Source organism: Pseudokineococcus sp. 5B2Z-1 (genome assembly GCF_037482305.1).
Classification (GTDB): Bacteria; Actinomycetota; Actinomycetes; order Actinomycetales; family Quadrisphaeraceae; genus Pseudokineococcus.
Genome location: NZ_JBBHZG010000003.1, coordinates 331,799 through 354,178 on the forward strand (window position 1 = coordinate 331,799; position 22,380 = coordinate 354,178).

A 22,380-nucleotide genomic window follows, 5' to 3' on the forward strand; every position below is an offset into this window, starting at 1 on the left:
CCCCGCGGCTGTCGGACCCCCGGGGCAGGATCGTCGCCGTGGCGGGGACCAGCGGGGCGACGACGAGCGCGGCGACGGGCGCGCGCGACGGCGGCGCGGGAGCAGGGGCCCGCCCGGGCGCCGACGTCCTCGACCGCTTCTCCGAGGCCACCCGCCGGTGGTTCACCGGCGCCTTCGCCGCCCCCACGGCCGCGCAGGCGGGGGCGTGGGACGCCATCAGCAGCGGCGACCACACCCTCGTCGTCGCCCCGACCGGCTCGGGCAAGACCCTGTCGGCCTTCCTCTGGTCGATCGACCGGCTCGTCAGCGAGCCCGTCCCCGAGGCCGCCCAGCGGTGCCGCGTCCTCTACGTCTCCCCCCTCAAGGCGCTGGCCAGCGACGTCCAGCGGAACCTGCGGGCGCCGCTGACGGGCATCGGCCACGAGCGCGTGCGGCTGGGCCTGCCCGAGCCGGACGTCCAGGTCGGCATCCGCTCGGGCGACACGTCCGCCGCGGACCGGCGCCTGCAGGCGCGGCGCCCGCCGGACGTGCTCATCACGACGCCCGAGTCCCTCTTCCTCGTCCTGACGTCGAAGGCCCGGGAGTCGCTCGCCGGCGTCACCACGGTGGTCCTCGACGAGGTGCACGCCGTCGCCGGCACCAAGCGCGGCGCGCACCTGGCGCTGTCCCTCGAGCGGCTCGACGCGATGCTCCCCCGCCCCGCCCAGCGCATCGGCCTGTCCGCCACCGTGCGCCCGCCCGAGGCGGTGGCCCGCTTCCTCGCCGGCGCGCGGCCGCAGGGCGAGGAGGGCGGCCGGCCCGTCACCGTCGTGCAGCCGCCGTCGGAGAAGCGCTTCGACCTGTCCGTCGTCGTCCCCGTCGAGGACATGTCGCGCCTCGGCGAGCCGACCGACGACCTCACCGGTGCGGCGGCGGGCGCGCAGCGGACGACGTCCATCTGGCCCTCGGTCGAGGAGCGCATCGTCGACCTCGTCGCCCCCACCGGCGACGAGCAGCGCTCGACCCTCGTCTTCGCCAACTCCCGACGGCTCGCCGAGCGCCTCACCGCCCGGCTCAACGAGGAGTGGGCCGAGCGCCTCGAGGCCCGGGCGGACGGGGGCGTGGTCGACCTCGACGCCTCCGCCGGGGCCGACGGCGACGGCGAGGGGGACGCGGGAGGCGACCGCGAGCCGCGCCGGGTCTCCCCCGGCGACGCGCCCGGCCTCTTCGGCGCGGGCGCGGGGCAGCACCACGACGACGAGCACCAGGACGACGAGCACCACGGCGAACAGCACGACGACGAGCACGGCGAGGGCGAGGACGACGAGGACGCGCCGCAGTGGGCCGCCTCCTCCGGCACCCGCCGCGCCGAGCGGCCGCGACGTCCGCCCGCGGAGGTCATGGCGCAGGCCGGCGCGTCGGCCGGCGTGCCCGCGCTCCTCGCGCGCGCCCACCACGGCTCGGTGAGCAAGGAGCAGCGGGCCCTCATCGAGGACGACCTCAAGTCCGGGCGCCTGCCCGCCGTCGTCGCCACCTCGAGCCTCGAGCTCGGCATCGACATGGGCGCCGTCGACCTCGTCGTGCAGGTCGAGTCCCCGCCCAGCGTGGCCAGCGGCCTGCAGCGGGTGGGGCGCGCCGGGCACCAGGTCGGCGCGGTCAGCCGCGGCGTCCTGTTCCCCAAGTTCCGCAGCGACCTCGTGCAGACGGCCGTCGTCACCGAGCGGATGCGCGAGGGGCGCATCGAGGAGCTGCGCATCCCCTCCTCCCCCCTCGACGTCCTGGCCCAGCAGGTCGTCGCCATGACGGCCATGGACGACTGGTCGGTCGACGACCTCGAAGCGCTCGTGCGCCGCGCCGCGTCCTTCGAGCACCTCTCCCGGGGGGTGCTCGAGGCGGTCCTCGACATGCTCTCGGGCCGCTACCCCAGCGAGGAGTTCGCCGAGCTGCGCCCGCGCGTCGTGTGGGACCGGGTCAGCGGCGTCCTCAGCGGACGGCCCGGCGCCCAGCGCCTCGCCGTGACGAGCGGCGGCACCATCCCCGACCGCGGGCTCTACGGCGTCTTCCTCGCCTCGGGCGAGGGTCCCGGACGGCGCGTGGGCGAGCTCGACGAGGAGATGGTCTACGAGTCGCGCGTGGGCGACGTGTTCACCCTCGGCGCCTCGACGTGGCGCATCGAGGACATCACCCGCGACCAGGTCCTCGTCACCCCCGCGCCGGGCCAGCCGGGCAAGCTGCCCTTCTGGCACGGCGACGCCCTGGGGCGCCCCGCCGAGCTCGGCCGGGCGCTCGGCGCCTTCGTCCGCGAGCTGGCCGCGGCGCCCGGCGGCTGGGACGGCGACGTCGCCCGCGACCGCGCGCGCGCCGCCGGCCTCGACGCGTGGGCCGTCGACAACCTCCTGGGCTACCTGCGCGAGCAGCAGGAGGCCACCGGGCACCTGCCCGACGACCGCACCCTCGTCGTCGAGCGCTTCCGCGACGAGCTCGGCGACTGGCGCGTCGTCGTCCACTCCCCCTTCGGCCAGCAGCTGCACGCCCCGTGGGCGCTCGCGGTGGCCGCCCGGATGCGCGAGCGCTTCGGCGTGGACGTCCAGGCGATGCCCGCCGACGACGGCCTCGTCCTGCGGCTGCCCGACGTCGGCTACGACGGCGGAGGGCTGGGCGGCGGGCTCGGCGGCGAGGACGACGACGAGGGCGGCGGGGCGGGGCTGCCCGACCTCGCCGACGTCCTGCTCATGGACCCCGACGACGTGGCCGGCGTCGTCACCGACGAGCTCGGCGGCTCGGCGCTCTTCGCCGCGCGCTTCCGCGAGTGCGCCGGCCGGGCGCTCCTGCTGCCCCGGCGCAGCCCCGACCGGCGCCAGCCGCTGTGGCAGCAGCGCCAGCGCGCCGCCCAGCTGCTCGAGGTCGCGAGCCGCTACCCGTCCTTCCCGATCGTGCTCGAGACGGTCCGCGAGTGCCTCCAGGACGTCTTCGACGTCCCCGCCCTCGAGCAGCTGCTGCGCGAGCTGCGCTCGCGCAGCGTTCGCGTCGTCGAGGTGACGACGCAGCAGCCGTCCCCCTTCGCCCGCAGCCTGATGTTCGGCTACGTCGCCCAGTTCCTCTACGAGGGCGACTCCCCGCTCGCCGAGCGCCGCGCCGCCGCCCTGTCCCTGGACCCGGGCCTGCTCGCCGAGCTCCTCGGCCGCGGCGAGGGGGCGTCGCTCGCCGACCTCCTCGACCCCGAGGCGGTGCTGCGCACCCACGCCGAGCTGCAGCGCCTGCTGCCCGAGCGCGGCGCGCGCGGCGCCGAAGACGTCGCAGACCTCCTGCGCGTGCTCGGGCCGCTGAGCACGCTCGAGGTCGCGCGACGCACCCGGCCCGACGCCGTCGGCGCGCCGCCGCAGGACGCCGCCCCGTCGGGCGCCGTCGTCCTCGGCACGGACGAGGAGGTCGCGCCGGAGGGCACGTCCCACGAGGAGGACGCCGGGGACGACGACGCCGGGGCGGGGCCGGCCGGTGACGCGGCGGCGCGCGAAGCGGCCGCGGCGTCACGGGTGCCCGCCGCGGAGGCGTGGCTGCAGCAGCTCGAGCGCAGCCGGCGCGTCATCGCCGTCCGCATCGCCGGGGAGGAGCGGTGGGCCGCCGTCGAGGACGCCGGCCGGCTGCGCGACGCCCTCGGCACCCCGCTGCCCGTGGGCGTGCCCGAGGCCTTCACGGCCCCGGTGCCCGACCCGGTGGGCGAGCTCGTCTCCCGCCACGCACGCACGCACGTGCCCTTCACCTCCGGTGCGCTCGCCCGGCGCCTGGGCCTCGGCACGGCCGTCGTCGACGCCGCCCTGCGCCGCCTCGAGCAGCGCGGGCGCCTCGTGCGCGGCGACCTGCTGCCCGACGGCGTCCGCGGTCGCCTTGTCGAGGGGCTCGCGGGCGACGACGGCGCGGGCGAGGGCGACCACGCGGAGCACGTCTGCGACGCCGAGGTCCTGCGCGTGCTGCGGCGCCGCTCCCTGGCGGCGCTGCGCGCGGAGGTCGAGCCGGTGCCCCCGGAGGACCTCGCGTCCTTCCTCCCCCGCTGGCAGGGGGTCGGCGCGCGCCTGCGCGGCGCCGAGGGCCTCGTCCGCGTCGTCGAGCAGCTCTCGGGGGCCGTCCTGCCCGCGAGCGCGCTCGAGTCGCTCGTCCTGCCCGCCCGCCTCCAGCGGTACACCCCCGCGCTGCTCGACGAGCTCACGGCCTCGGGCGAGGTCCTGTGGTGCGGTCACGGCTCCCTGCCCGGCGACGACGGCTGGGTGTCGCTGCACCTCGCCGACTCCGCCCACCTCACGCTGCGCCCCCGCCCCGCGTGGGACGCCGCCGACGACGGGCGCGCGGTGCTGCCCGCCGCGGCGGCCGTCGGGCGGGACGACGACGCGCTCGAGCTCACCGACGACCACCGCGCCGTCCTCGACGCGCTCGACGGGGGCGGCGCCTACTTCTTCCGGGCGCTGGCCGACGCCGTCGGCTCGAGCGACGACGAGCACCTCGCCGAGGTGCTCTGGGACCTCGTGTGGGACGGGCGCCTGACCAACGACACCCTCAGCCCGCTCCGGGCCCGCCTGCGCGGGGGCCGCACCCGCCACCGGACCGCCCCGGCGGCGCCGCGCTCGCGCTACGCCGGCAGCCGGCGCGGGTGGGCCGCCGGGCGCTCGCGCCCGGGCCGTCCCCCGGTGCCCGTGCGCGGCGGACCGCCGTACGCGGCGGGGCGCTGGTCCCTGCTGCCCCTCGCCGAGGAGGACGCGACGGTGCGGGCCGCGGCCCTCGGCGAGGTGCTCCTCGACCGGTACGGCGTCGTCACGCGCGGCTCCGTCGCGGCCGAGCGCGTGGCGGGCGGGTTCGCCGGCGTCTACCGGGTCCTCGCCGCGATGGAGGACGCCGGGCGCGTGCGCCGGGGGTACTTCGTCGAGGGCCTCGGCGCCTCGCAGTTCGCCGGGCCCGGCGCGGTCGACCGACTGCGCGCCGTCGCCCGGCCGCTCGGGGAGGGCGCGGCCGGCGCCCCGGCCACCGGGGAGCCCGGGGTGCCGGCCGACGTCCTCTCGGCCTGCGACCCGGCCAACCCCTTCGGCGCCGCCCTGCCGTGGCCGCCGCGCACCGGGGCCTCGGCCGACGGCGACGAGGACGACCGGGGTGCGGGCTCCGGCTCGGAGGACGGCGGAGCCGAGGACCGCGGCAAGGGCGCGGGCACGTCCGAGGAGGGCCGCCCGGCCGGCGGCCGCGGTCGTCCGGCCCGCGCCGCCGGGGCGCTCGTCGTGCTCCGCGAGGGCCGGCTGCTCCTCTACGTCGAGCGGGGCGGACGGTCGGTGCGCACGTGGACCGACGACGAGGACGACCTGCGGGCCGCGGCCCGGGCCCTCGTGACGGCCGTCCGCGACGGCGGGCTGGGCCAGCTCCTCGTCCAGCGGGCCGACGGCGAGCCCGTGCTCACCGCGACGGACGGCGTGGCGGCGGCCCTGGAGGAGGCGGGCTTCACGCCGACGCCGCGCGGCCTGCGGCTGCGCCCGTGAGCGCGGGACGGGCGCGGCGCCGCCACGCCCCCCGGGGCGCGGCACCGCTGGGGGCAGGAGGTCCTCGTGCCCGAGGGTGACACCGTGCTGCGCACGGCCCGCCGCCTGGACGCCGCGCTCGCGGGCCGGGCGCTGCGGTCGTCCGACCTGCGGTGGCCGACGCTCGCCGCCGCGGACCTGTCCGGGCAGGTCGTGCGCGAGGTCGTCGCGCGCGGCAAGCACCTGCTGGTCCGCACCGACGCGGGCGAGACCCTCCACAGCCACCTGCGGATGGACGGGTCCTGGCACGTCCAGCGCACCCCGCCCCCGACCGGCGCGGCGCCCGGCCGCCCGCCGCGGCTGCGCGGCGGCTCCGCCGAGGGGGTGCGCGCCGTGCTCGTCACCGACGACTGGACCGCCGTGGGGCACCGCCTCGGCATGCTGGACCTCGTCCCGACGGCGGAGGAGGACGGCCTGGTCGGGCACCTCGGCCCCGACCTCCTGGCCGACGACTGGGACACGGGCGACGGGGGCACCGACGGCGGGGGCACCGACGGCGGGGGCACCGACGGCGGGGGCACCGACGGCGGGGGCACCGACGGCGGGGGCACCGGCGGCGCGGGCGCGGCGGTGGCCGCCCTCGTCGCCGACGGGGACCGCGAGGTGGGGGCCGCGCTGCTCGACCAGCGGCTCGTCGCCGGCATCGGCACCTTCTGGATGAGCGAGACCCTGTTCCTGCGTGGCGTGAGCCCGTGGGCCGCCGTGCGCGACGTGCCCGACGTCGCCGGGCTGCTGGCCCGCACGCGACGCATGATGCGGGCGGCGGCGGACGCCCGCGAGCCGGTGCAGACGACGACGGGCGACACGCGCCCCGGCCGCAACCGCTACGTGCACGCCCGCTCGGGGCTGCCCTGCCTGCGGTGCGGCACCACCGTGCGCGTGGCCCCGCTCGGGTCCGGGCCGACCGCCCGCAGCGCCTTCTTGTGCCCGGTGTGCCAGCCGGGACCCCGGCCGACGGACGACGGCCGCCCGCAGGCCCCGCTCGGCCACGACCGGCGCGGCGGGGCCCCGGCGCGCCGTCGCGGCACCTCGCCCCGCGCCTGAGAGCGCCGGACGGTGCCGGCCGGGGAGGAGGACCCGGCCGTGCGGAGGCCGACGCACGAGACCCCGCACGTCCGCGGACGTGCGGGGTCTCGAGGTGTCCGGGAGCGCGCTTGAGTCTCCGGGCCCACCGACGTCCCGGGACGTCCTCTGCGGCTCAGGAGGTGCGGACGAGCCTGCGGCTCAGGAGGTGCGGACGAGCCTGCGGCTCAGGCGGCGCTGACGAGCCCCTCGGGCCCGCGGACGTCCTCGCCGACGAGGTCGTCGGGCACGACGTCGGGGACGAGGAGGTGCTCGGCGAGGGCGACCCGGTCGCTGACCTCGCTCAGCACCTCCGACAGCGGCGTCCCGAGGGCCCCGCAGATCGAGGAGAGCAGCTCGGAGGAGGCCTCCTTCTGACCGCGCTCGACCTCGGACAGGTACCCCAGGCTGACCCGGGCCGTGCCGGAGACCTCGCGGAGCGTCCGGCCCTGCTTCTGGCGCAGGTCGCGGAGGGCGTCGCCGAGCTCGCGTCGCAGGAGGACCACGGGCTGACCCCCTCTCGGGCTCGGGGCGGGCGTCGGTGCGGCGGCCGCGCGGGCAGCGGGTGCGGTGCTCGCGGGGCGGGGTCCGGTGGACGGGCCGCCGGGGTGCGGCGCGACCGGCCGGGCCGGGGCGCCGCGTCGGGACGGTGCGGGTCGACGGGGCGGGGAGGTGCGTGCACCGCCACGGTACCCGGAGGGGGCCCCGGGCGGCGTGGGGAGGCGGGAGACGTGCATGACGGGAGAACGGGCGACGCGGGGAGCGTGTTCCGGCGCGGGCGTCACGGGGAGGTCTCGCGACCGCCGACGTCCTCCCCCGGGCTGCCCGCACGGGTGGCTCGCTCGCCCGCGCTCTGGGCCTCCCCTGCGCGCTGGGCCTCTCCGGCGGTCACGGACGGTGCGGGCGGCGTCCCCAGCGCGTCGGCGAGGAGCAGCAGCGCCTCCCGGGTGACCGTCGCTCGGACGCCGGCGCGGTCGCCGGGCACGTGGAGAGCCACCACGCGGGTCCCCCACGGCCCGGCCGCGGCCGCGAAGGCGGTGCCGGCGGGGTGCCCGTCCGCGGGGCCGGGCCCGGCGACGCCCGTCGTCGCGACGCCGACGTCCGCACCGAGCAGGCGTCGCGCGCCCTCGGCCATGGCCGCAGCGACCGCCGGGTGCACCGGGCCCTCGCGGCGCAGGAGGTCCGCCGGCACGTCGAGGAGCGCCCGCTTGAGGTCGGTCGCGTACGTGACGACCCCGCCCCGCAGGGCGCCGGAGGCGCCGGGGACGTCGGCGAGGCGGGCGCAGACGAGGCCCGCGGTGAGGGACTCGGCGACCGCGAGCGTCGTCTCCGTCGCGACGGCCGCGCCGACGCAGCGGCGGGCCAGGTCCTCGGTGTCGCGCCAGGGGTCGGGCGGGCCCTCTCCCGCGGACGCCTCAGGCGTGCGGGCCACCGCGGGGCTCCTCCGCCGCCCCGTCGGCAGCCGTCCCCGGGCGCGGGCCGTGTCCTCCCCCGTCGACCGCCTCGTCGGCGAGCGGTCCGCCGGCCCGCCCCGCGGCGCGCTCGCGGGCGGCCTGCTCGCGCCGCCCCTCGCGGCGCAGGCGCACCGCCGACACGACGTAGTCGGCGCCCGTGACGACGGTCACGACGACGGCGAGGAGCATCACCCCCAGCGCGAGGCCCGGCTTCCACCCCGCGAGGGCGTCCGGCGTCGGCAGCAGGTACAGGGCGATGGCGAGGCTCTGCAGGACGGTCTTGAGCTTGCCCCCGCGGGAGGCGGGGATGACGCCCCAGCGGATGACGACGAGGCGCAGCAGCGTCACGCCGACCTCGCGCCCCAGCACGAGCACGGTGATCCACCACGGGAGCTCGCCGAGCACCGAGAGCAGGACGAGCGCCGTCCCCACGAGCGCCTTGTCGGCGATGGGGTCGACGAGCTTGCCGAAGTCGGTGACGAGGTCGTGCCGCCGGGCCACCTCGCCGTCGACCTTGTCGGTCGCGATGGCGACGGCGAAGGCCAGCGCGGCCGCGAGGCGCCACCCGTCGTCCTGCCCGCCGTCGACGAGCAGGAGCGCCGCCATGAGCGGCACGAGCAGGACGCGCAGGAGGGTCAGGGCGTTGGCGAGGTTCCAGGCGCTCGCGGTGCCGTCGGCGTGCCGCCGCGCCACGAGCCAGGAGGTCACCGGACCGGCTCCGCGACGAGGTCGGCACCTGCCGACCCGGTGACGACCGCCTCGACGACGTCCCCGACACGGGGCCGAGGGGCGCCCGGCGGGAGCACGACCTCCGTCGTCCCGTCGACCTCGGGCCCCTGGTGGTCGGCGCGGCCGACGACGGCGTCGGCGGCGAGCTCGTCGTCCTCGTCCGCGGTCGCCTCCACGAGGACGCGCACGCGCTCGCCGACCCGCTCGGCTGCCCGCTCGTCGACGAGCGCCTCGACGAGCTGCTCGACGCGCTCGCGGCGCTCGGCCACGACCTCCTCGGGGAGGTGGCCGGGCAGGCCCGCCGCCTCGGTGCCGTCCTCGTCGGAGTACCCGAAGACGCCGGTGACGTCCATCCGCGCGGCCTCCAGGAAGCCCATGAGGTCCTCGAGCTCGGCCTCGGTCTCGCCGGGGAAGCCGACGATGACGTTGGACCGGACGCCGGCGAGGGGGGCGAGCGCCCGCACCCGCTCGAGGAGCGCGAGGAAGTCCGCCGTGCCGCCGAAGCGCCGCATCCGGCGCAGCAGCGCCGGCGCGGAGTGCTGGAAGGACAGGTCGAAGTAGTCCGCCACGCCGTCGGTGCCGGCGACCGCCTCGAGGAGACCGGGGCGGACCTCGGCGGGCTGGAGGTAGGTGACGCGCACGCGCTCGAGGCCGTCGACGGCCGCGAGGCGCGGCAGGAGGTGCTCGAGCGCCTGGAGGTCGCCGAGGTCCTTGCCGTAGGAGGTGGAGTTCTCGCTGACGAGGAGAACCTCCCGCACGCCCTGCTCGGCGAGCCAGCGCGCCTCCGCGAGCACCTCCTCCGGCGGTCGCGAGAGGTACGCGCCGCGGAAGGCCGGGATCGCGCAGAAGGTGCAGCGGCGGTCGCAGCCGGACGCCAGCTTCAGCGGCGCCCACGGGCGGCCGGGCTCGAGCAGGCGCCGCAGGACCGGCGGTCCGGAGGCCGGGGCCAGGTCGGCGGCGCGGCGGTCGGCCGCCGCCTCGTCGAGGCCGCTCCCGTGCCCCGGCGTCGCCACGCGGCTCCCGCGCCGCGCGGTCGGGGACAGGGGCAGCAGGGTGCGGCGGTCGCGGGGCACGTGGCTCGCGGGCCGCTCCCCCGCCAGCACGGCGTCGAGGTGGCCGGACAGGTCGGCGTAGGAGTCGAAGCCGAGGACGGCGTCCGCCTCGGGCAGCTGCTCGGCGAGCTCGGTGCCGTAGCGCTCGGCCATGCACCCGACCGCGACGACGGCGCGCGTGCGGCCGCTGCCCTTGAGGTCGCTCGCCTCGAGGAGGGCGTCGACCGAGTCCTTCTTCGCGGACTCGATGAATCCGCACGTGTTGACGACGGCGACGTCGGCGTCGGCGGCGTCCTCCACGAGGTCCCACCCGGCGCCGGCGAGGCGCCCCGCCAGCTCGGAGGAGTCGACCTCGTTGCGCACGCACCCGAGCGTCACGAGGGCCACCGACCGGCCCGCCGCGCGCTCCGCAGGGGCGTCGGACGCCGTCGTCGTGCTCATCCCGCCACTGTAGGCGCCCCCCGGCGCCCGCCCCCTCAGGCGGACGCCTCCACCAGCGCGCGCATCGAGCGGGTCGGCCGCAGCCACGCGCCCTCGGGCGGCAGGTTGTCGAGGCGGATGCGCGGCAGCGGCGTCGTGAAGGCGCCGGGCACGTCCTCGAGGTCGATGAAGGTGATGAGGTCGGACTCCTGGGCGTAGCCCGCCACCTCCGAGAAGGCGATGACGACGCACTCGACGCCCGAGCGCGCCAGCTCCTCCAGCGGCTCGCGGAAGTTGCGCCCGTCCGCGCTGGCGACGACGACGCGGGCGAGGCCGCCCTCGTCGGCGCGCCGCGCGATGTGGTCGAGCATCGCCTCGTCGACGTCGTCCTCGGGGTGCGTCTTCGGCCGGGCGAACACCGCGAAGCCGAAGGACCGCACGGCCTCGACCCACCCGCGCATGTTGGGCGCGGCCGAGGGGGCGATGTTCGTGAAGACGCAGCCCTCGACGTCGCGGTCCTCCGCGGAGCCCACGAGCCACCGGGCGATGGCGTCGAAGCGCGGCCGCGAGGACGGCGAGGGCCGCTCGCCGATGACGTTGGCGAGCGTCATGTCGATGTTCGGGGCGTCCCAGACGAGGAGGTCCAGGCCCTCCCCCGCCGCCGGACCGGTGTCCTGCCCGACCTCGTCCACCACCGCGGTCATGCCCCGCTCACCGTCCCGTCAGCGACCACGCGTCGTGGCCGTCCTCGTCGTCGTCGCCGTCCGCGTCGTCGTCGTACCGCTGGGGCGGGGGCGGCAGGCCGGCGTCCCAGTCGTCCTCCGCCGGCGCCCCGTAACCGCCCCCGTACCCGCCGCGCGCGCCGCCGTCGCCGGTCTGCTGCGGCGCCGCCGGCTCGACGGCGACCGCCTGGTCGTAGGCCTCGTCGCCCGCGGGCGCCGGCTCGCCGCGGAGCCCGGCGAGGGTCGCGGGCAGGTCGTCGGGGCGCACGAGCACGTCGCGGGCCTTCGAGCCCTCGCTCGGCCCCACGACGCCGCGCGACTCGAGCAGGTCCATGAGCCGGCCGGCCTTGGCGAAGCCGACGCGCAGCTTGCGCTGGAGCATCGACGTCGAGCCGAACTGCGTCGTGACGACGAGCTCGGTCGCCTGCAGCAGCAGCTCGAGGTCGTCGCCGATCTCCTCGTCCACCTGCGCCGCGGGCGCCGCGACGACGACGTCCTCGCGGTAGGTGGGGGCCAGCTGCTCCTTGACGTGGGCGACGACGGCCCCGATCTCGGACTCCGTGACCCAGGCGCCCTGGACGCGCATCGTCTTGGAGCTGCCCATCGGCAGGAAGAGCGCGTCGCCCTGGCCGATGAGCTTCTCCGCACCCGGCTGGTCGAGGACGACGCGCGAGTCCGCCAGCGAGCTCGTCGCGAACGCGAGCCGCGAGGGCACGTTGGCCTTGATGATGCCGGTGACGACGTCCACGCTCGGGCGCTGCGTCGCCAGCACGAGGTGGATGCCCGCCGCCCGGGCCAGCTGCGTGATGCGCTGGATGGACGCCTCGACGTCGCGCGGCGCCACCATCATGAGGTCGGCGAGCTCGTCGACGACGACGAGCAGGTACGGGTAGGGCTGCAGCTCCCGCTCGCTGCCCGGCACCGGCTGCACCCGGCCCGCGCGCACCGCCGCGTTGAAGTCGTCGACGTGCTTGAAGCCGTACGTCGCGAGGTCGTCGTAGCGGGCGTCCATCTCCCGCACCACCCACTCGAGGGCCTCGGCGGCCTTCTTCGGGTTGGTGATGATCGGGGTGATGAGGTGCGGGATGCCCTCGTAGATCGTCAGCTCGACCCGCTTGGGGTCCACGAGCACGAGCCGGACCTCGTCGGGCGTCGCCCGCATGAGGATCGAGGTGATCATCGCGTTGACGAAGCCCGACTTGCCCGCGCCGGTGGCGCCCGCGACGAGCAGGTGCGGCGTCTTCGCGAGGTTGGCGACGACGTACCCGCCCTCGACGTCCTTGCCGACGCCCATGACGAGCGGGTGCGCCTGGGCGCGGGCGGCCTGGCTGCGCAGGACGTCGCCGAGGGAGACGGTCTCGCGGTCGGCGTTGGGGATCTCGATGCCGATCGCCGACTTGCCGGGGATCGGCGAGAGGATCCGCACGTCCGCGCTGGCGACCGCGTAGGCGATGTTCTTGCTCAGCGCCGTGACGCGCTCGACCTTGACGCCGGTGCCGAGCTCGACCTCGTAGCGCGTGACCGTCGGCCCGCGGCTGAAGCCGGTGACGGCGGCGTCGATGTCGAAGCTGTCGAAGACGGTCGTCAGGGCCTCGACGACACGGTCGTTGGCCGCGCTGCGCGCCTTGTGCGGCGTGCCCGGGGTCAGCAGGTCCGACGCCGGGAGGCTGTAGGTGACGTCCCCGCCGAGGAGCAGCTGCTCGACGCGCTGCGGCAGCTGGCCGACGGGCGGCGCCTCCAGCTCCTCCGGAGCCGCGGGCGCGGGCGCCGGGGCGGTGCGCCCGCCCGAACGGGCCGCGGGACGGGCGGCCGGCGGGGTCGCTGCCGGCGCATCGTCGTCGGGCGCCGGGGCGGGGCGCCGGCGCCGGGGACCGCCACCCGCCGGGTCGCCGTCCGCACCGGGCTCGGCGCCGGCCGCGGAGCCGCGCGACCAGCCCGGGGGCTCGGCCTCCGCGCCCGCCTCGCCGTCGGGAGCGGCGCCGCGGCTGCGGGCGCGCAGGCGCTCGGCCGCGCGCCGGGCGCGGCTGGCGCCCGCCGCCTCGTCGTCCTCCCCGGCGGCTCGGTCCGCGCCCTCGCCGGCGACCTCGCCGGAGCCGTCGTCGGCGGCGGGGCGGCGCCCGCGGCGCCGTCCGGCGGCGGGCACGTCCTCGTCGTCGCGCGCGCGGTCGGCCGGCTCCTCGTCCTCCGCCGCCCCCCGGCGGCGCCCGGGCAGGCGGTCGAGGAGGTCGCGGAGGCGGTCGGGGACCGCGTGCACCGGGGTCGCGGTGAGCACGAGGACGCCGAAGACGCCGAGCAGGACCAGCAGGGGGACGGCGACGACGGGCGACGCGCCCGCCGCGAGCGGCACCGCGGCCGCGTAGCCGAGCGCCCCTCCCCCGGCCTGCAGCGACTCCGCCGTGGCGGGGGCCTGCGCCCCGACGGCGGCGAGGTGCACGAGGCCGCAGGCGGCGAGGAGCAGCGCGAGGGCGCCGATCCACGACCGGCCGCGGGCGGCGGGGCTGTCGGGGTGGCGCATGAGGCGCACGGCGGAGGCGAGCAGGAGCACGGGCACGAGGAGGCCGACCAGGCCGAAGAGCCCGGCGACGACGACGTGCACCCCCGTGCCGAGGGTGCCGGTGATGCCCCACCACTCCCGGGCGGCGACGAGGATGCCGAGCCCGAGGAGGGCGAACGCCAGGCCGTCGCGGCGGTGCGCCGGGTCGAGGTCGCGGGCGCCGTCGCCGACGCGCCGGACGGCGCCCCCGACGACGTGCGCGGTCCCCGTCCAGGCGCCGTGGGCGGCGCGGCCGGCGAGGGACGCCCCGGTCCGCGGCGCGGGCGAGGAGCCCCCGCGACCGCCGCGGCGGTCGGGTCCCGAGGACCGGGGGGAGCCGCCTCGGGTGCCGCTGCCGCTGCTGCGCGTGGAGCCCGAGCGGCGCGCCGTGGTGGTGCCGCGCGTCGCCATGGGCGCACCGTAGCCCGGCGGGCCGCCCGGGCGACCGAGCCCGGGCGGCGCGGCGCCTCCGTCGCCGGGGCGCGGGGCCCGCGCCTCAGGCGCTGACGACCACCGGCACGATCATCGGGCGGCGGCGCAGCCGCCCCGAGGCGAAGCGCCCGACGACGCGCCGCACGACCTGCTGCAGCTGGTGGGTGTCCGTGGTGCCGTTGGCGACGGCCTGCTCGAGCGCCTGCACCACCTGCTCGCGCACCTGGTCGAAGACGACCGACTCCTCGGCCACGCCGCGCGCGTGGATCTCCGGCCCGGCGACGACGGCCCCGGAGGAGGAGTCGACGGCGACGAAGACGGAGATGAAGCCCTCGTCGCCGAGGATGCGGCGGTCCTTGAGGTCCGCGTCTGTGATGGCGCCCACCGACGAGCCGTCGACGTAGACGTAGCCGCACGGCACGGCGCCGGCGACGCGGGCCACGCCGTCCAGGAGGTCGACGACCACGCCGTCCTCGGCGATGACCACGCGCTCGCGCGGCACGCCGGTGGCGACGGCGAGGTCGGCGTTGGCGTGCAGGTGCCGGTGCTCGCCGTGGATCGGCATGACGTTCTTCGGCCGCACGATGTTGTAGCAGTACAGGAGCTCGCCGGCGCTGGCGTGGCCGGAGACGTGCACCCGCGCGTTGCCCGAGTGGACGACCTTCGCGCCGAGGCGCGTGAGGCCGTTGATGACGCGGAACACCGCGTTCTCGTTGCCGGGGATGAGCGAGGAGGCGAGGACCACCGTGTCGCCGCGCCCGACCCGCACGGAGTGGTCGTTGTTGGCCATCCGCGACAGCGCCGCCATCGGCTCGCCCTGGCTGCCGGTGCACATGAGGACGGTGCGCGCGTCGGGGAGGGAGTCGACCTCCTTGACGTCGACGAGCACGCCGTCCGGCACCGTGAGGTAGCCGAGCTCCGCCGCGATCCCCATGTTACGGACCATCGAGCGGCCGACGAGGGCGACGCGGCGGCCGGAGCGGGCGGCGGCGTCGAGCACCATCTGCACGCGGTGCACGTGCGAGGCGAAGGACGCCACGATGATGCGGCGCTCGGCGGTGCGGAAGACGCGGTCGAGCGAGGGCTCGATCTCGCGCTCGGACATCGTGAAGCCCGGCACCTCGGCGTTGGTGGAGTCGACGCAGAAGAGGTCCACGCCCTCCTCCCCGAGCCGGGCGAAGGCGCGCAGGTCGGTGATGCGCCGGTCCAGCGGCAGCTGGTCCATCTTGAAGTCGCCCGTCATGAGCACCGAGCCCGCGGCCGTGCGGACCATGACCGCCAGGGCGTCGGGGATCGAGTGGTTGACGGCGACGTACTCGGTGGCGAAGGGGCCGAGCTGCTCGGTCTGCCCCTCGCGCACCGTGAGCGTGTACGGGCGGATCCGGTGCTCGCGCAGCTTGGCCTCGATGAGGGCCAGCGTCAGCGTCGAGCCCACGAGGGGGATGTCGGGCCGCAGGCGCAGCAGGTAGGGCACCGCGCCGATGTGGTCCTCGTGGCCGTGCGTGAGGACGACCGCCACGACGTCGTCGAGGCGGTCGGCGATGGAGGAGAAGTCCGGGAGGATGAGGTCGACGCCCGGCTGGTGGTCCTCGGGGAAGAGGACGCCGCAGTCGACGACGAGCAGCTTGCCGTCGATCTCGAGGACGGTCATGTTGCGCCCGACCTCGCCGAGGCCGCCGAGCGCGGTCAGGCGGAGCGCGCCGTCGGCGAGCGGGGGCGGCGGGGCGAGCTCGGGGTGGGGGTGGCTCACAGGAGTCCTGCTTCCGTCAGGGCCCCGCGCAGGTGCTCCAGCTGCTCGCCGGTGAGGGCGACCAGGGGCAGCCGCACGGTGCGGTGGGGGGTGGCACCGAGCAGCTGCGCGACGGCCGAGGCCGAGGCGGCGCCCTGGGTGCGCGTCATCATGGCGTCGACGACCGGCAGCAGCCGGACGTGCAGCGCTCGAGCGGTCGGGAGGTCCCCGGCGTCGACGGCGTCGACCATCTGCCGGTAGGCGCCCGCCGCCGCGTGGGCGACCACGCTGACGACGCCCGCGGCGCCCTGCGCGAGGTGCGCGAGGTTGAGGGCGTCCTCGCCGGAGTACCAGGCGAGGTCGGTGCTCGCCATGACCTGGGAGGCGGCGAGCAGGTCGTTCTTGGAGTCCTTCACGGCGACGACGCGGGGGTGCTCGGCGAGCGCCCGCAGCGTCGTCACCTCGACCGGCGTCGCCGTGCGGCCGGGGATGTCGTAGACCATCACCGGCAGGGCGGTCGCGTCCGCGACGGCGCGGAAGTGGGCCAGCAGGCCCTCCTGCGGCGGCTTGGAGTAGTACGGCGTGACGACGAGGAGGCCGTGGGCACCGGCGGCCTCGGCGGCCCGGGCCGCCTCGACGCTGCCCGCCGTGTCGTTGGACCCGGCGCCCGTGAGGACGTGGGCGCGGTCGCCGACCGCCTCGAGGACGGCGCGCACCACGCGCGCCTTCTCCTCCGGGGACGTCGTGGGCGACTCCCCCGTCGTCCCGTTGAGGACGAGGCCGTCGCAGCCGGCGTCGACCAGCGAGGTGGCGAGGCGGGCGGCGCCGTCGAGGTCGAGGGCCCCGTCGGCGTCGAGGGGCGTGGCCATGGCGGTCAGCACGGCGCCGAAGGGTCGCGGGGGCGTCCTCGGGGCGTCGGGCGGGGTCGTCATCGGCACGGGGGCACGCTACCGACCGCGGGGGTCCCGGCGCCGCACCCTCCCGGCGCGCCGGTCGGGCGCCGCCGGGCTCTGGGTCGGCGAGGGCTCCGACGCCGGCGCGGCCGGGCCGTGGGCGGACGAGGCGTCAGCCGACGGGGCCTGCGGGGCCGGGGCGTCGGGTGCCAGGCCCCCCGGGGCCCCGGCGCCGGCCGGCAGGTCGACGTCGCGGCCGTGCTCGGCGGCCTCGCGGCGGCGCGCCATGGCGTCCTTGGTCACCTGGGCGTAGACGTCGACGTACTCCTGGCCGGACAGCGCCATGATCGCCCGCATCACGTCGTCGGTCGCCGCGCGCAGGACGAAGCGGTCGTCCGCCCCGCCGGCGTAGCGGGAGAGGTCGACCGGGGGGCCGAAGCGCAGCCCGACGCGCCGGACCGACGGCACGAGGCGCCCGACGGGCTGGACGACGTCGGTGCCGATCATCGCCACGGGCACGACCGGGACGCCGCTCTCGAGGGCCAGGCGCGCGGCGCCGGTGCGGCCGCGGTGCAGCCGTCCGTCGGGGCTGCGGGTCCCCTCGGGGTAGATGCCGAGGAGCTCGCCGCGCCGCAGGACGGCGAGGCCGGTCCGCAGCGACGCGAGCCCGGCGGCGCCGCCCGAGCGGTCGACCGGCAGCTGGCCGACGCCCCGGAAGAAGCCGGCGGTGAGCCGGCCCCGCACGCCCCGGCCGGTGAAGTAGTCGTCCTTCGCGAGGAAGGTGACGCGCCGGTCGAGCACGAGCGGCAGGAAGATGGAGTCGCTGAAGGACAGGTGGTTGCTGACGAGCAGCGCCCCACCGTGGTCGGGCACGTGGTGGCGCCCCTCGACCCACGGCCGGTACAGCGTGAGCAGCAGGGGCCCGAGCACCATCCGCTTGAGCAGCCAGTAGAGCACCGCGGCCTCCCTCGCCCGACGGCGCCGGTCGGCGCCCTCCCTGACTGGCGCCTGCCGGCACCCTCCCCTGCTGGCGCCTGCCGGCACCCCTCCCTGTCGGCGCCTGCCGGCACCCGAGGGCCCGCAGGACTCTAGGCGCTCCGCCGGCCGCCGCGGCGCGCGCGACCGGGTCCGCCGTCCCCCGGCCGGTCCCCGGCAGCGCACCCCGCCGGACCGACGCAGGGCGCTGCCAGGACCCGGGCCGCGTGCGACCATCACGGCGTGCCCCTGCGCGACCCCCGGACCGGACGACGCCGCGGCCGCCTGCCCGCCCCCTCCCCGCTCGTCGTCGCGGGTGCGCAGCCGTGGGAGGGCCCGCCCGCGGCGCACCGCCCCCGGGTCGGGGCGCTGCTCCTGCACGGCTTCACCGGGAGCCCGGCCTCCGTGCGGCCCTGGGGCGAGGCCCTCGCCGCCGCCGGGCTGCACGTGGCCGTGCCCCGCCTGCCGGGGCACGGCACGAGCGTCGCGGAGCTCGACCGGACGACGTGGCGCGACTGGTACGCCCTCGCCCGCGCCGACCTGCTGGGCCTGCGCGAGCGGTGCGACGTCGTCGTCGTGGGCGGCCTGTCCATGGGCGGCGCCCTCGCCCTGCGCCTCGCCGTCCACGAGGCCGCCTCCGTCGACGCGCTGGCGCTCGTCAACCCCGCCGTCCTGCTCGGGGACCCGCGCCTCGCCGCGCTGCCGCTGCTGCGCCTGCTGCGCCGCGACGTGCCGGGGGTCGCCGACGACATCGTCCTCGAGGGCCGCACCGAGGTGGGCTACGACCGCGTCCCCCTGCGCGCGCTGTCCTCCTTCGTCGGCCTCATGGCCGGCGTGCGCGAGGAGCTGCCCCGCGTCGAGCAGCCCCTGCTCGTCGCGTCCTCGGCGCACGACCGCGTCGTGCCCCCGCGCAGCGCCGCCCTCGTGCGCACCGCCACCTCCTCGCGCGACGTCCGCGACGTCCGCCTCCCGCGCAGCGGCCACGTGGCGACGCTCGACCACGACGCGCCCCTGGTCGTCGCCGAGACCCTGCGGCTGGCCCGCGACGTCGCCGGGTCCACCGGGGCCGCCTCCACCGGGGCGGTGGCGTGACCGGGCGCCCCGGGGACGACGCGGGCGGGCGCGGCGAGGACCCGGTCGACGTCGACGCCGCCTGGGCCGACATCGTCGCCCGCTGGGGCGAGCCGGCGGCCGAGCCCGCGGACCCGCGCGGAGGGCCGGAGGTCGACGGCGACGGCGGGGTCGACGACGGGGCCGGTGCCGCCCGGCTCGACCCGCCGCGCGGCGAGCCCCGCCCCGACCGGCCCCGCCCTGACCGGCCCGGCCCCGACCGGCCCGGCCCGGCCGGGCCCCGGCCCGAGACCGGGGACGCGGCCGACGCCGGTCCCGGTCCGGCGCCCGCGGGGCCCCGGGCGTCCCCGGGCCCGGCGGCGCGCGGGTGGGACGACGTGCCCCTGCGCGGGCCGGGCGAGGACGACCCGTGGCGGTCGGCCCCGGCGGGCTCGGGCGACGGGGACGGCGAGGAGCACTTCACCCCGCCGGAGCCGGTGCCGGGGCCGCCGACCCCGCTCGTCACGCGCCTCGCGTGGGCGGGCGCGGTGGCCGGGCCCGCGGTGCTCCTGCTGTGCGCCCTGGTGTGGCGGGACGCCCCGGCCCTCGTCGTCGCGGCCGCCGTGGTCGCCTTCGTGGGCGGCTTCGGCGTCCTCGTGGCGCGCCTGCCGCGCTCCCACGACGACGACGACGGCGCGGTGGTCTGACCCCTCCCCCGGGCGCCCCCTCACCCGCCGGGCGCCGGGGTCCGCACCGCGTCAGGTGCCGGGCCCGTCAGGCGACGGGCACCTCCAGGTCGGCGAGGAGCGGCGCGTGGTCGCTCGCCCCCGCCGCGTCGAGCACCTGCGCCGAGCGCACGCGCGCGCCGCGCACGAGGAGGGCGTCGATGCGGGCCCGGGAGCCCGCCCGGCGGGCGGCGGGGAAGGTGCCGCCCGGCCCGGTGCCCGCGGCGGCGAAGGCGTCCCGGCCGCCGGGCAGCAGCGCCGACCAGGACGGCCCGCCGGGGTGCTCGTTGAGGTCGGCCCCCACCACCGCGGGGCCGGCGCCGCCCTCGGCGGCCAGCCGGGCCGCGTGGTCGGCGCGCTCGCCCTCGTCGAGGCCGAGGTGGGCCGCCCGGAGCAGCAGGCGCGGGCCCCCGGCGGCGCTGACCAGGGCGGAGGCGCTGCCGCGCACGGGGGTCGTCAGCCCGCGGACCGGGAGGGCGAGGACCGCGGCGGCGTGGACGTGCAGGCGGGCGGCGACGAGGACGAGGCTCCCGGCGGCGGGCCGGCCGGCCGCCGCCACGAGCAGGCCGCTGCGGCGCGCCAGGGCGGCCGACCGCGGCACCGCGCGCGGGCCGCGGGGCCCCTCCTGCAGGAGGACGGCGTCGCAGGCGGCGGCCCGTAGCACCTCGGCGACGGCGTCGGTCCCCGCGCGCAGCCCGTGGACGTTCCACGTCAGGACGCGCAGCACGCCCGGGGCGCCCGTCCTCGTCGTCCCCGGCCCCGCCGTCATCCCCAGCCCCGCGAGAGGTCGGCGGCGCCGACCAGCCCCGCGTCGGGGCCGAGACGGGCGCGCACGATGCGGGCCTCCGGGCGGTGGCCGCGGCCGGTGAGCGTGCGCCGGAACTCCTCGCGCGCCGGCCCGAGCAGCAGCTCGCCGGCGTCGCTCACGCCCCCGCCGATGACGAAGGTGCCCGGGTCCAGCGCGGCGGCGAGGTTGGCGATGCCCGTGCCGAGCCAGCGCCCCGTGTCCTCGACGACCTCGACCGCGGCCGGGTCGCCCGCCAGCGCCGCGGCGGTGACGACGGGCCCCCGGACGGCCTCCGGGTCGCCGCCCGCCCCGGCGAGGAGGGCGTGGGCGAAGGGGGAGCCGCCGCGCGCGAGCTCGCGGCCGTCGCGACCGATGGAGTTGCCGGACGCGTACTGCTCCCAGCACCCCCGGCCCCCGCACTCGCAGCGCCGCCCGCCCGGCACCAGCACCATGTGCCCGAACTCGCCGGCGATGCCGTGGCGACCGCGCTGGAGGCGCCCGTCGTTGACGACGGCGCCGCCGATGCCCGTCCCCAGCGTGATGACGACGAGCCGCGGCTCGCCGCGCCCCGCGCCGAAGCGGTACTCGGCCCACGCCGCGGCGTTGGCGTCGTTCTCGACGAGCGTCCGGCGTCCCACGCGGCGCCCGAGCCGGGCGCGGACGCGCATCTCGACGGCCTCGCGCAGGGGCTCGTCCCGCCACGCGAGGTGGGGGGAGAACACGACGGTCGACCGGGTGGCGTCCACGAAGCCCGCGGCGCCGATGCCGACCGACACGACGTCGTGGTGGGCCGACAGCTCGGCCACGAGCTCGGCGATGAGGTCCTCGACCGCCTGCGGGCTGCGCGTCGGGGTGTCCCGGCGCGCCCGCGCGACGACGCGGCCCTGGGCGTCCACGACGCCCGCCGCGACCTTCGTCCCGCCGATGTCGATGCCGATCGCCAGGCCGTCGCCGATCATGGCGCGCCGCGCCTGGCGCCGCAGGCGCTCGCCCGCCTGGAGCCGGCGCAGGCGGCGGACCTCGTCGACCTCGGCGCGCCCGCCGAAGAGCGGCTGGCGGGCCCGCGCCGCGCGCCGGCGCTCCGCCGGCGTCGGGACGGCCTCGCCCCGGCGCGGGCGCGGGCCGTCCCCGGCGCCGGTGCTCACGCGCGGTCGGCGAGGTGCGCGACGCCGACCATCCCCGCGTCGTTGCCGAGCTCGGCCCGGTCGATGCGGGGCAGGTCGCGGTGCTGGGAGGCCGTGAGGGCGCCCGCGAAGGCGCGGCGCATGGGGTCCAGCAGCAGCGCGCCGGCCGAGCTGACGCCGCCGCCGACGAGGATGGTCCCCGGGTCCAGCACGGCCGCGAGGCTGGCGGCGCCCTCGCCGAGCCAGCGGCCCAGGGTGGCCACGAGCTCGACGGAGGCCTCGTCGCCCTCCTCGGCCGCCGCGGTGACGTGCGGCCCGGTGACCTCGGCCGGGTCGCCGCCCGCGAGCTCCAGCAGCCGGCCCGCGCGGGCCGGGTCGGTGGCGGCCAGCGAGCGGGCCCACCGCACGAGCGCCTGCCCGGAGCCGTACTGCTCCCAGCAGCCCGTCCGCCCGCACCCGCACTGCTGGCCGTCGGGGACGACGCGCAGGTGCCCGACCTCGGCGGCCATGCCGCCGGTGCCGCGCACGAGCTCGCCGTCCAGGACGATGCCGCCGCCGAGGCCCGTGCCCACGGTCAGCAGCACCATGTCGCGGGCGCTGCGGCCCCCGCCGTGGACGAACTCGCCCCACGCGGCGGCGTTGGCGTCGTTCTCCACCACCACGGGCAGGTCGACGCGCTTCTCGACCTCCTCGCGCAGCGGCTCGTGCCGCCACGCCAGGTTGGGCGCGAAGACCACGGTCGAGCGCGACGCGTCGATGTAGCCGGCGGCCGCGACGCCGACGCCGGTGACGTCGTGCTCGGCGCGCAGCTCCGCGACGGCGTCCGCGACGGCGTCCTCGATGGCCTCCGGGTCCGTGGCCGGCGTCGTCCTGCGCGTCCTCGCGAGGACGGCGCCGCTCTCGTCCACGACGCCCGCGGCGATCTTCGTGCCGCCGATGTCCACGCCGATCGTGCTCATGGGTCTCCCGTCTGGCAGGTGAGCGGCCGGCCCCGGCTGCGGGGCGCACCGGTGCCCGGACGGGGTCGGTGCCGCCCGGGGAGGCTAGCGGCCCGCGGGCGGCGGCCCGGCCGGCGGCGGAGCACCCGGTCGGGCGAGGCCGCCACCCTCGCAGGGCCCTACGCTGGGAGCCACCGGCCCGCGGCGGCGCCGGGACCGGCGCC

General features: G+C 78.5%; 16 protein-coding genes. 4 read left to right on the forward strand and 12 right to left on the reverse strand.

The features are described from left to right. Positions 1–38: 38 nt before the first annotated feature. Both WDV85_RS10075 and WDV85_RS10080 read left to right on the forward strand, forming a co-directional pair. Positions 39–5,492 (forward strand): Lhr family helicase, encoded by a 5,454-nt coding sequence (locus WDV85_RS10075; RefSeq protein WP_339570483.1) that lies wholly within the window; start codon positions 39–41, stop codon positions 5,490–5,492. Between the two features lie 66 nt (positions 5,493–5,558). Then, positions 5,559–6,575, forward strand: coding sequence for a DNA-formamidopyrimidine glycosylase family protein (locus WDV85_RS10080; RefSeq protein ID WP_339570484.1), 1,017 nt, complete (start codon positions 5,559–5,561; stop codon positions 6,573–6,575). Between the two features lie 206 nt (positions 6,576–6,781). Here the strand turns inward: WDV85_RS10080 and WDV85_RS10085 are convergent, their stop codons facing one another. The 9 genes from WDV85_RS10085 to WDV85_RS10125 all read right to left on the reverse strand — a co-directional run bounded on the left by WDV85_RS10085 (position 6,782) and on the right by WDV85_RS10125 (position 17,514). Then, on the reverse strand, positions 6,782–7,099 hold the full coding sequence (locus WDV85_RS10085) for a helix-turn-helix domain-containing protein (RefSeq protein ID WP_298803928.1): 318 nt from the start codon (positions 7,097–7,099) through the stop codon (positions 6,782–6,784). Between the two features lie 275 nt (positions 7,100–7,374). Further along, entirely contained in the window at positions 7,375–8,025 is a 651-nt protein-coding gene (locus WDV85_RS10090; protein ID WP_339570485.1) for a CinA family protein, read from the reverse strand. Further along, entirely contained in the window at positions 8,009–8,755 is a 747-nt protein-coding gene (gene pgsA / locus WDV85_RS10095; protein ID WP_339570486.1) for a CDP-diacylglycerol--glycerol-3-phosphate 3-phosphatidyltransferase, read from the reverse strand. The genes WDV85_RS10090 and pgsA overlap by 17 nt, the downstream gene beginning before the upstream one ends. Next, positions 8,752–10,269, reverse strand: a complete 1,518-nt coding sequence (gene rimO / locus WDV85_RS10100; protein ID WP_339570487.1) for a 30S ribosomal protein S12 methylthiotransferase RimO — start codon at positions 10,267–10,269, stop codon at positions 8,752–8,754. Before rimO ends, pgsA begins: the two co-directional genes overlap by 4 nt. A gap of 35 nt (positions 10,270–10,304) precedes the next feature. After that, positions 10,305–10,952 carry an NYN domain-containing protein gene (locus WDV85_RS10105; RefSeq protein ID WP_339570488.1) on the reverse strand — a complete coding sequence of 216 codons (648 nt, stop codon included), beginning with the start codon at positions 10,950–10,952 and terminating at the stop codon, positions 10,305–10,307. Positions 10,953–10,959: 7 nt separating this feature from the next. Continuing rightward, entirely contained in the window at positions 10,960–13,914 is a 2,955-nt protein-coding gene (locus WDV85_RS10110; protein ID WP_339570489.1) for a DNA translocase FtsK, read from the reverse strand. A gap of 85 nt (positions 13,915–13,999) precedes the next feature. Beyond that, positions 14,000–15,685 carry a ribonuclease J gene (locus WDV85_RS10115; protein ID WP_339570490.1) on the reverse strand — a complete coding sequence of 562 codons (1,686 nt, stop codon included), beginning with the start codon at positions 15,683–15,685 and terminating at the stop codon, positions 14,000–14,002. After that, a complete protein-coding gene (dapA, locus tag WDV85_RS10120) occupies positions 15,682–16,596 on the reverse strand; it encodes a 4-hydroxy-tetrahydrodipicolinate synthase (RefSeq protein WP_339570621.1) in 915 nt (304 codons plus the stop codon). Before dapA ends, WDV85_RS10115 begins: the two co-directional genes overlap by 4 nt. A gap of 15 nt (positions 16,597–16,611) precedes the next feature. Then, complete coding sequence (locus WDV85_RS10125) at positions 16,612–17,514, reverse strand: lysophospholipid acyltransferase family protein (protein ID WP_339570491.1); 903 nt, start codon at positions 17,512–17,514, stop codon at positions 16,612–16,614. A gap of 261 nt (positions 17,515–17,775) precedes the next feature. On the opposite strand from WDV85_RS10125, the gene WDV85_RS10130 reads away from it, so the two are divergent. Next, the gene (locus WDV85_RS10130) at positions 17,776–18,624 is read left to right on the forward strand and encodes an alpha/beta hydrolase (protein ID WP_339570492.1); all 849 of its coding nucleotides are present in this window, start codon (positions 17,776–17,778) and stop codon (positions 18,622–18,624) included. After that, on the forward strand, positions 18,621–19,289 hold the full coding sequence (locus WDV85_RS10135; RefSeq protein WP_339570493.1) for a hypothetical protein: 669 nt from the start codon (positions 18,621–18,623) through the stop codon (positions 19,287–19,289). Before WDV85_RS10130 ends, WDV85_RS10135 begins: the two co-directional genes overlap by 4 nt. Before the next feature lie 67 nt (positions 19,290–19,356). On the opposite strand, the gene WDV85_RS10140 is transcribed toward WDV85_RS10135, so the two are convergent. From WDV85_RS10140 to WDV85_RS10150, 3 genes are all read right to left on the reverse strand, one after another. Beyond that, positions 19,357–20,076: an endonuclease/exonuclease/phosphatase family protein gene (locus WDV85_RS10140; protein WP_339570494.1), complete on the reverse strand. Its 720-nt coding sequence runs from the start codon at positions 20,074–20,076 to the stop codon at positions 19,357–19,359. After that, on the reverse strand, positions 20,073–21,053 hold the full coding sequence (locus WDV85_RS10145; RefSeq protein ID WP_171203388.1) for an ROK family glucokinase: 981 nt from the start codon (positions 21,051–21,053) through the stop codon (positions 20,073–20,075). Before WDV85_RS10145 ends, WDV85_RS10140 begins: the two co-directional genes overlap by 4 nt. 182 nt (positions 21,054–21,235) lie before the next feature. Next, positions 21,236–22,177, reverse strand: a complete 942-nt coding sequence (locus tag WDV85_RS10150; RefSeq protein ID WP_339570496.1) for an ROK family glucokinase — start codon at positions 22,175–22,177, stop codon at positions 21,236–21,238. Positions 22,178–22,380 lie beyond the last annotated feature (203 nt).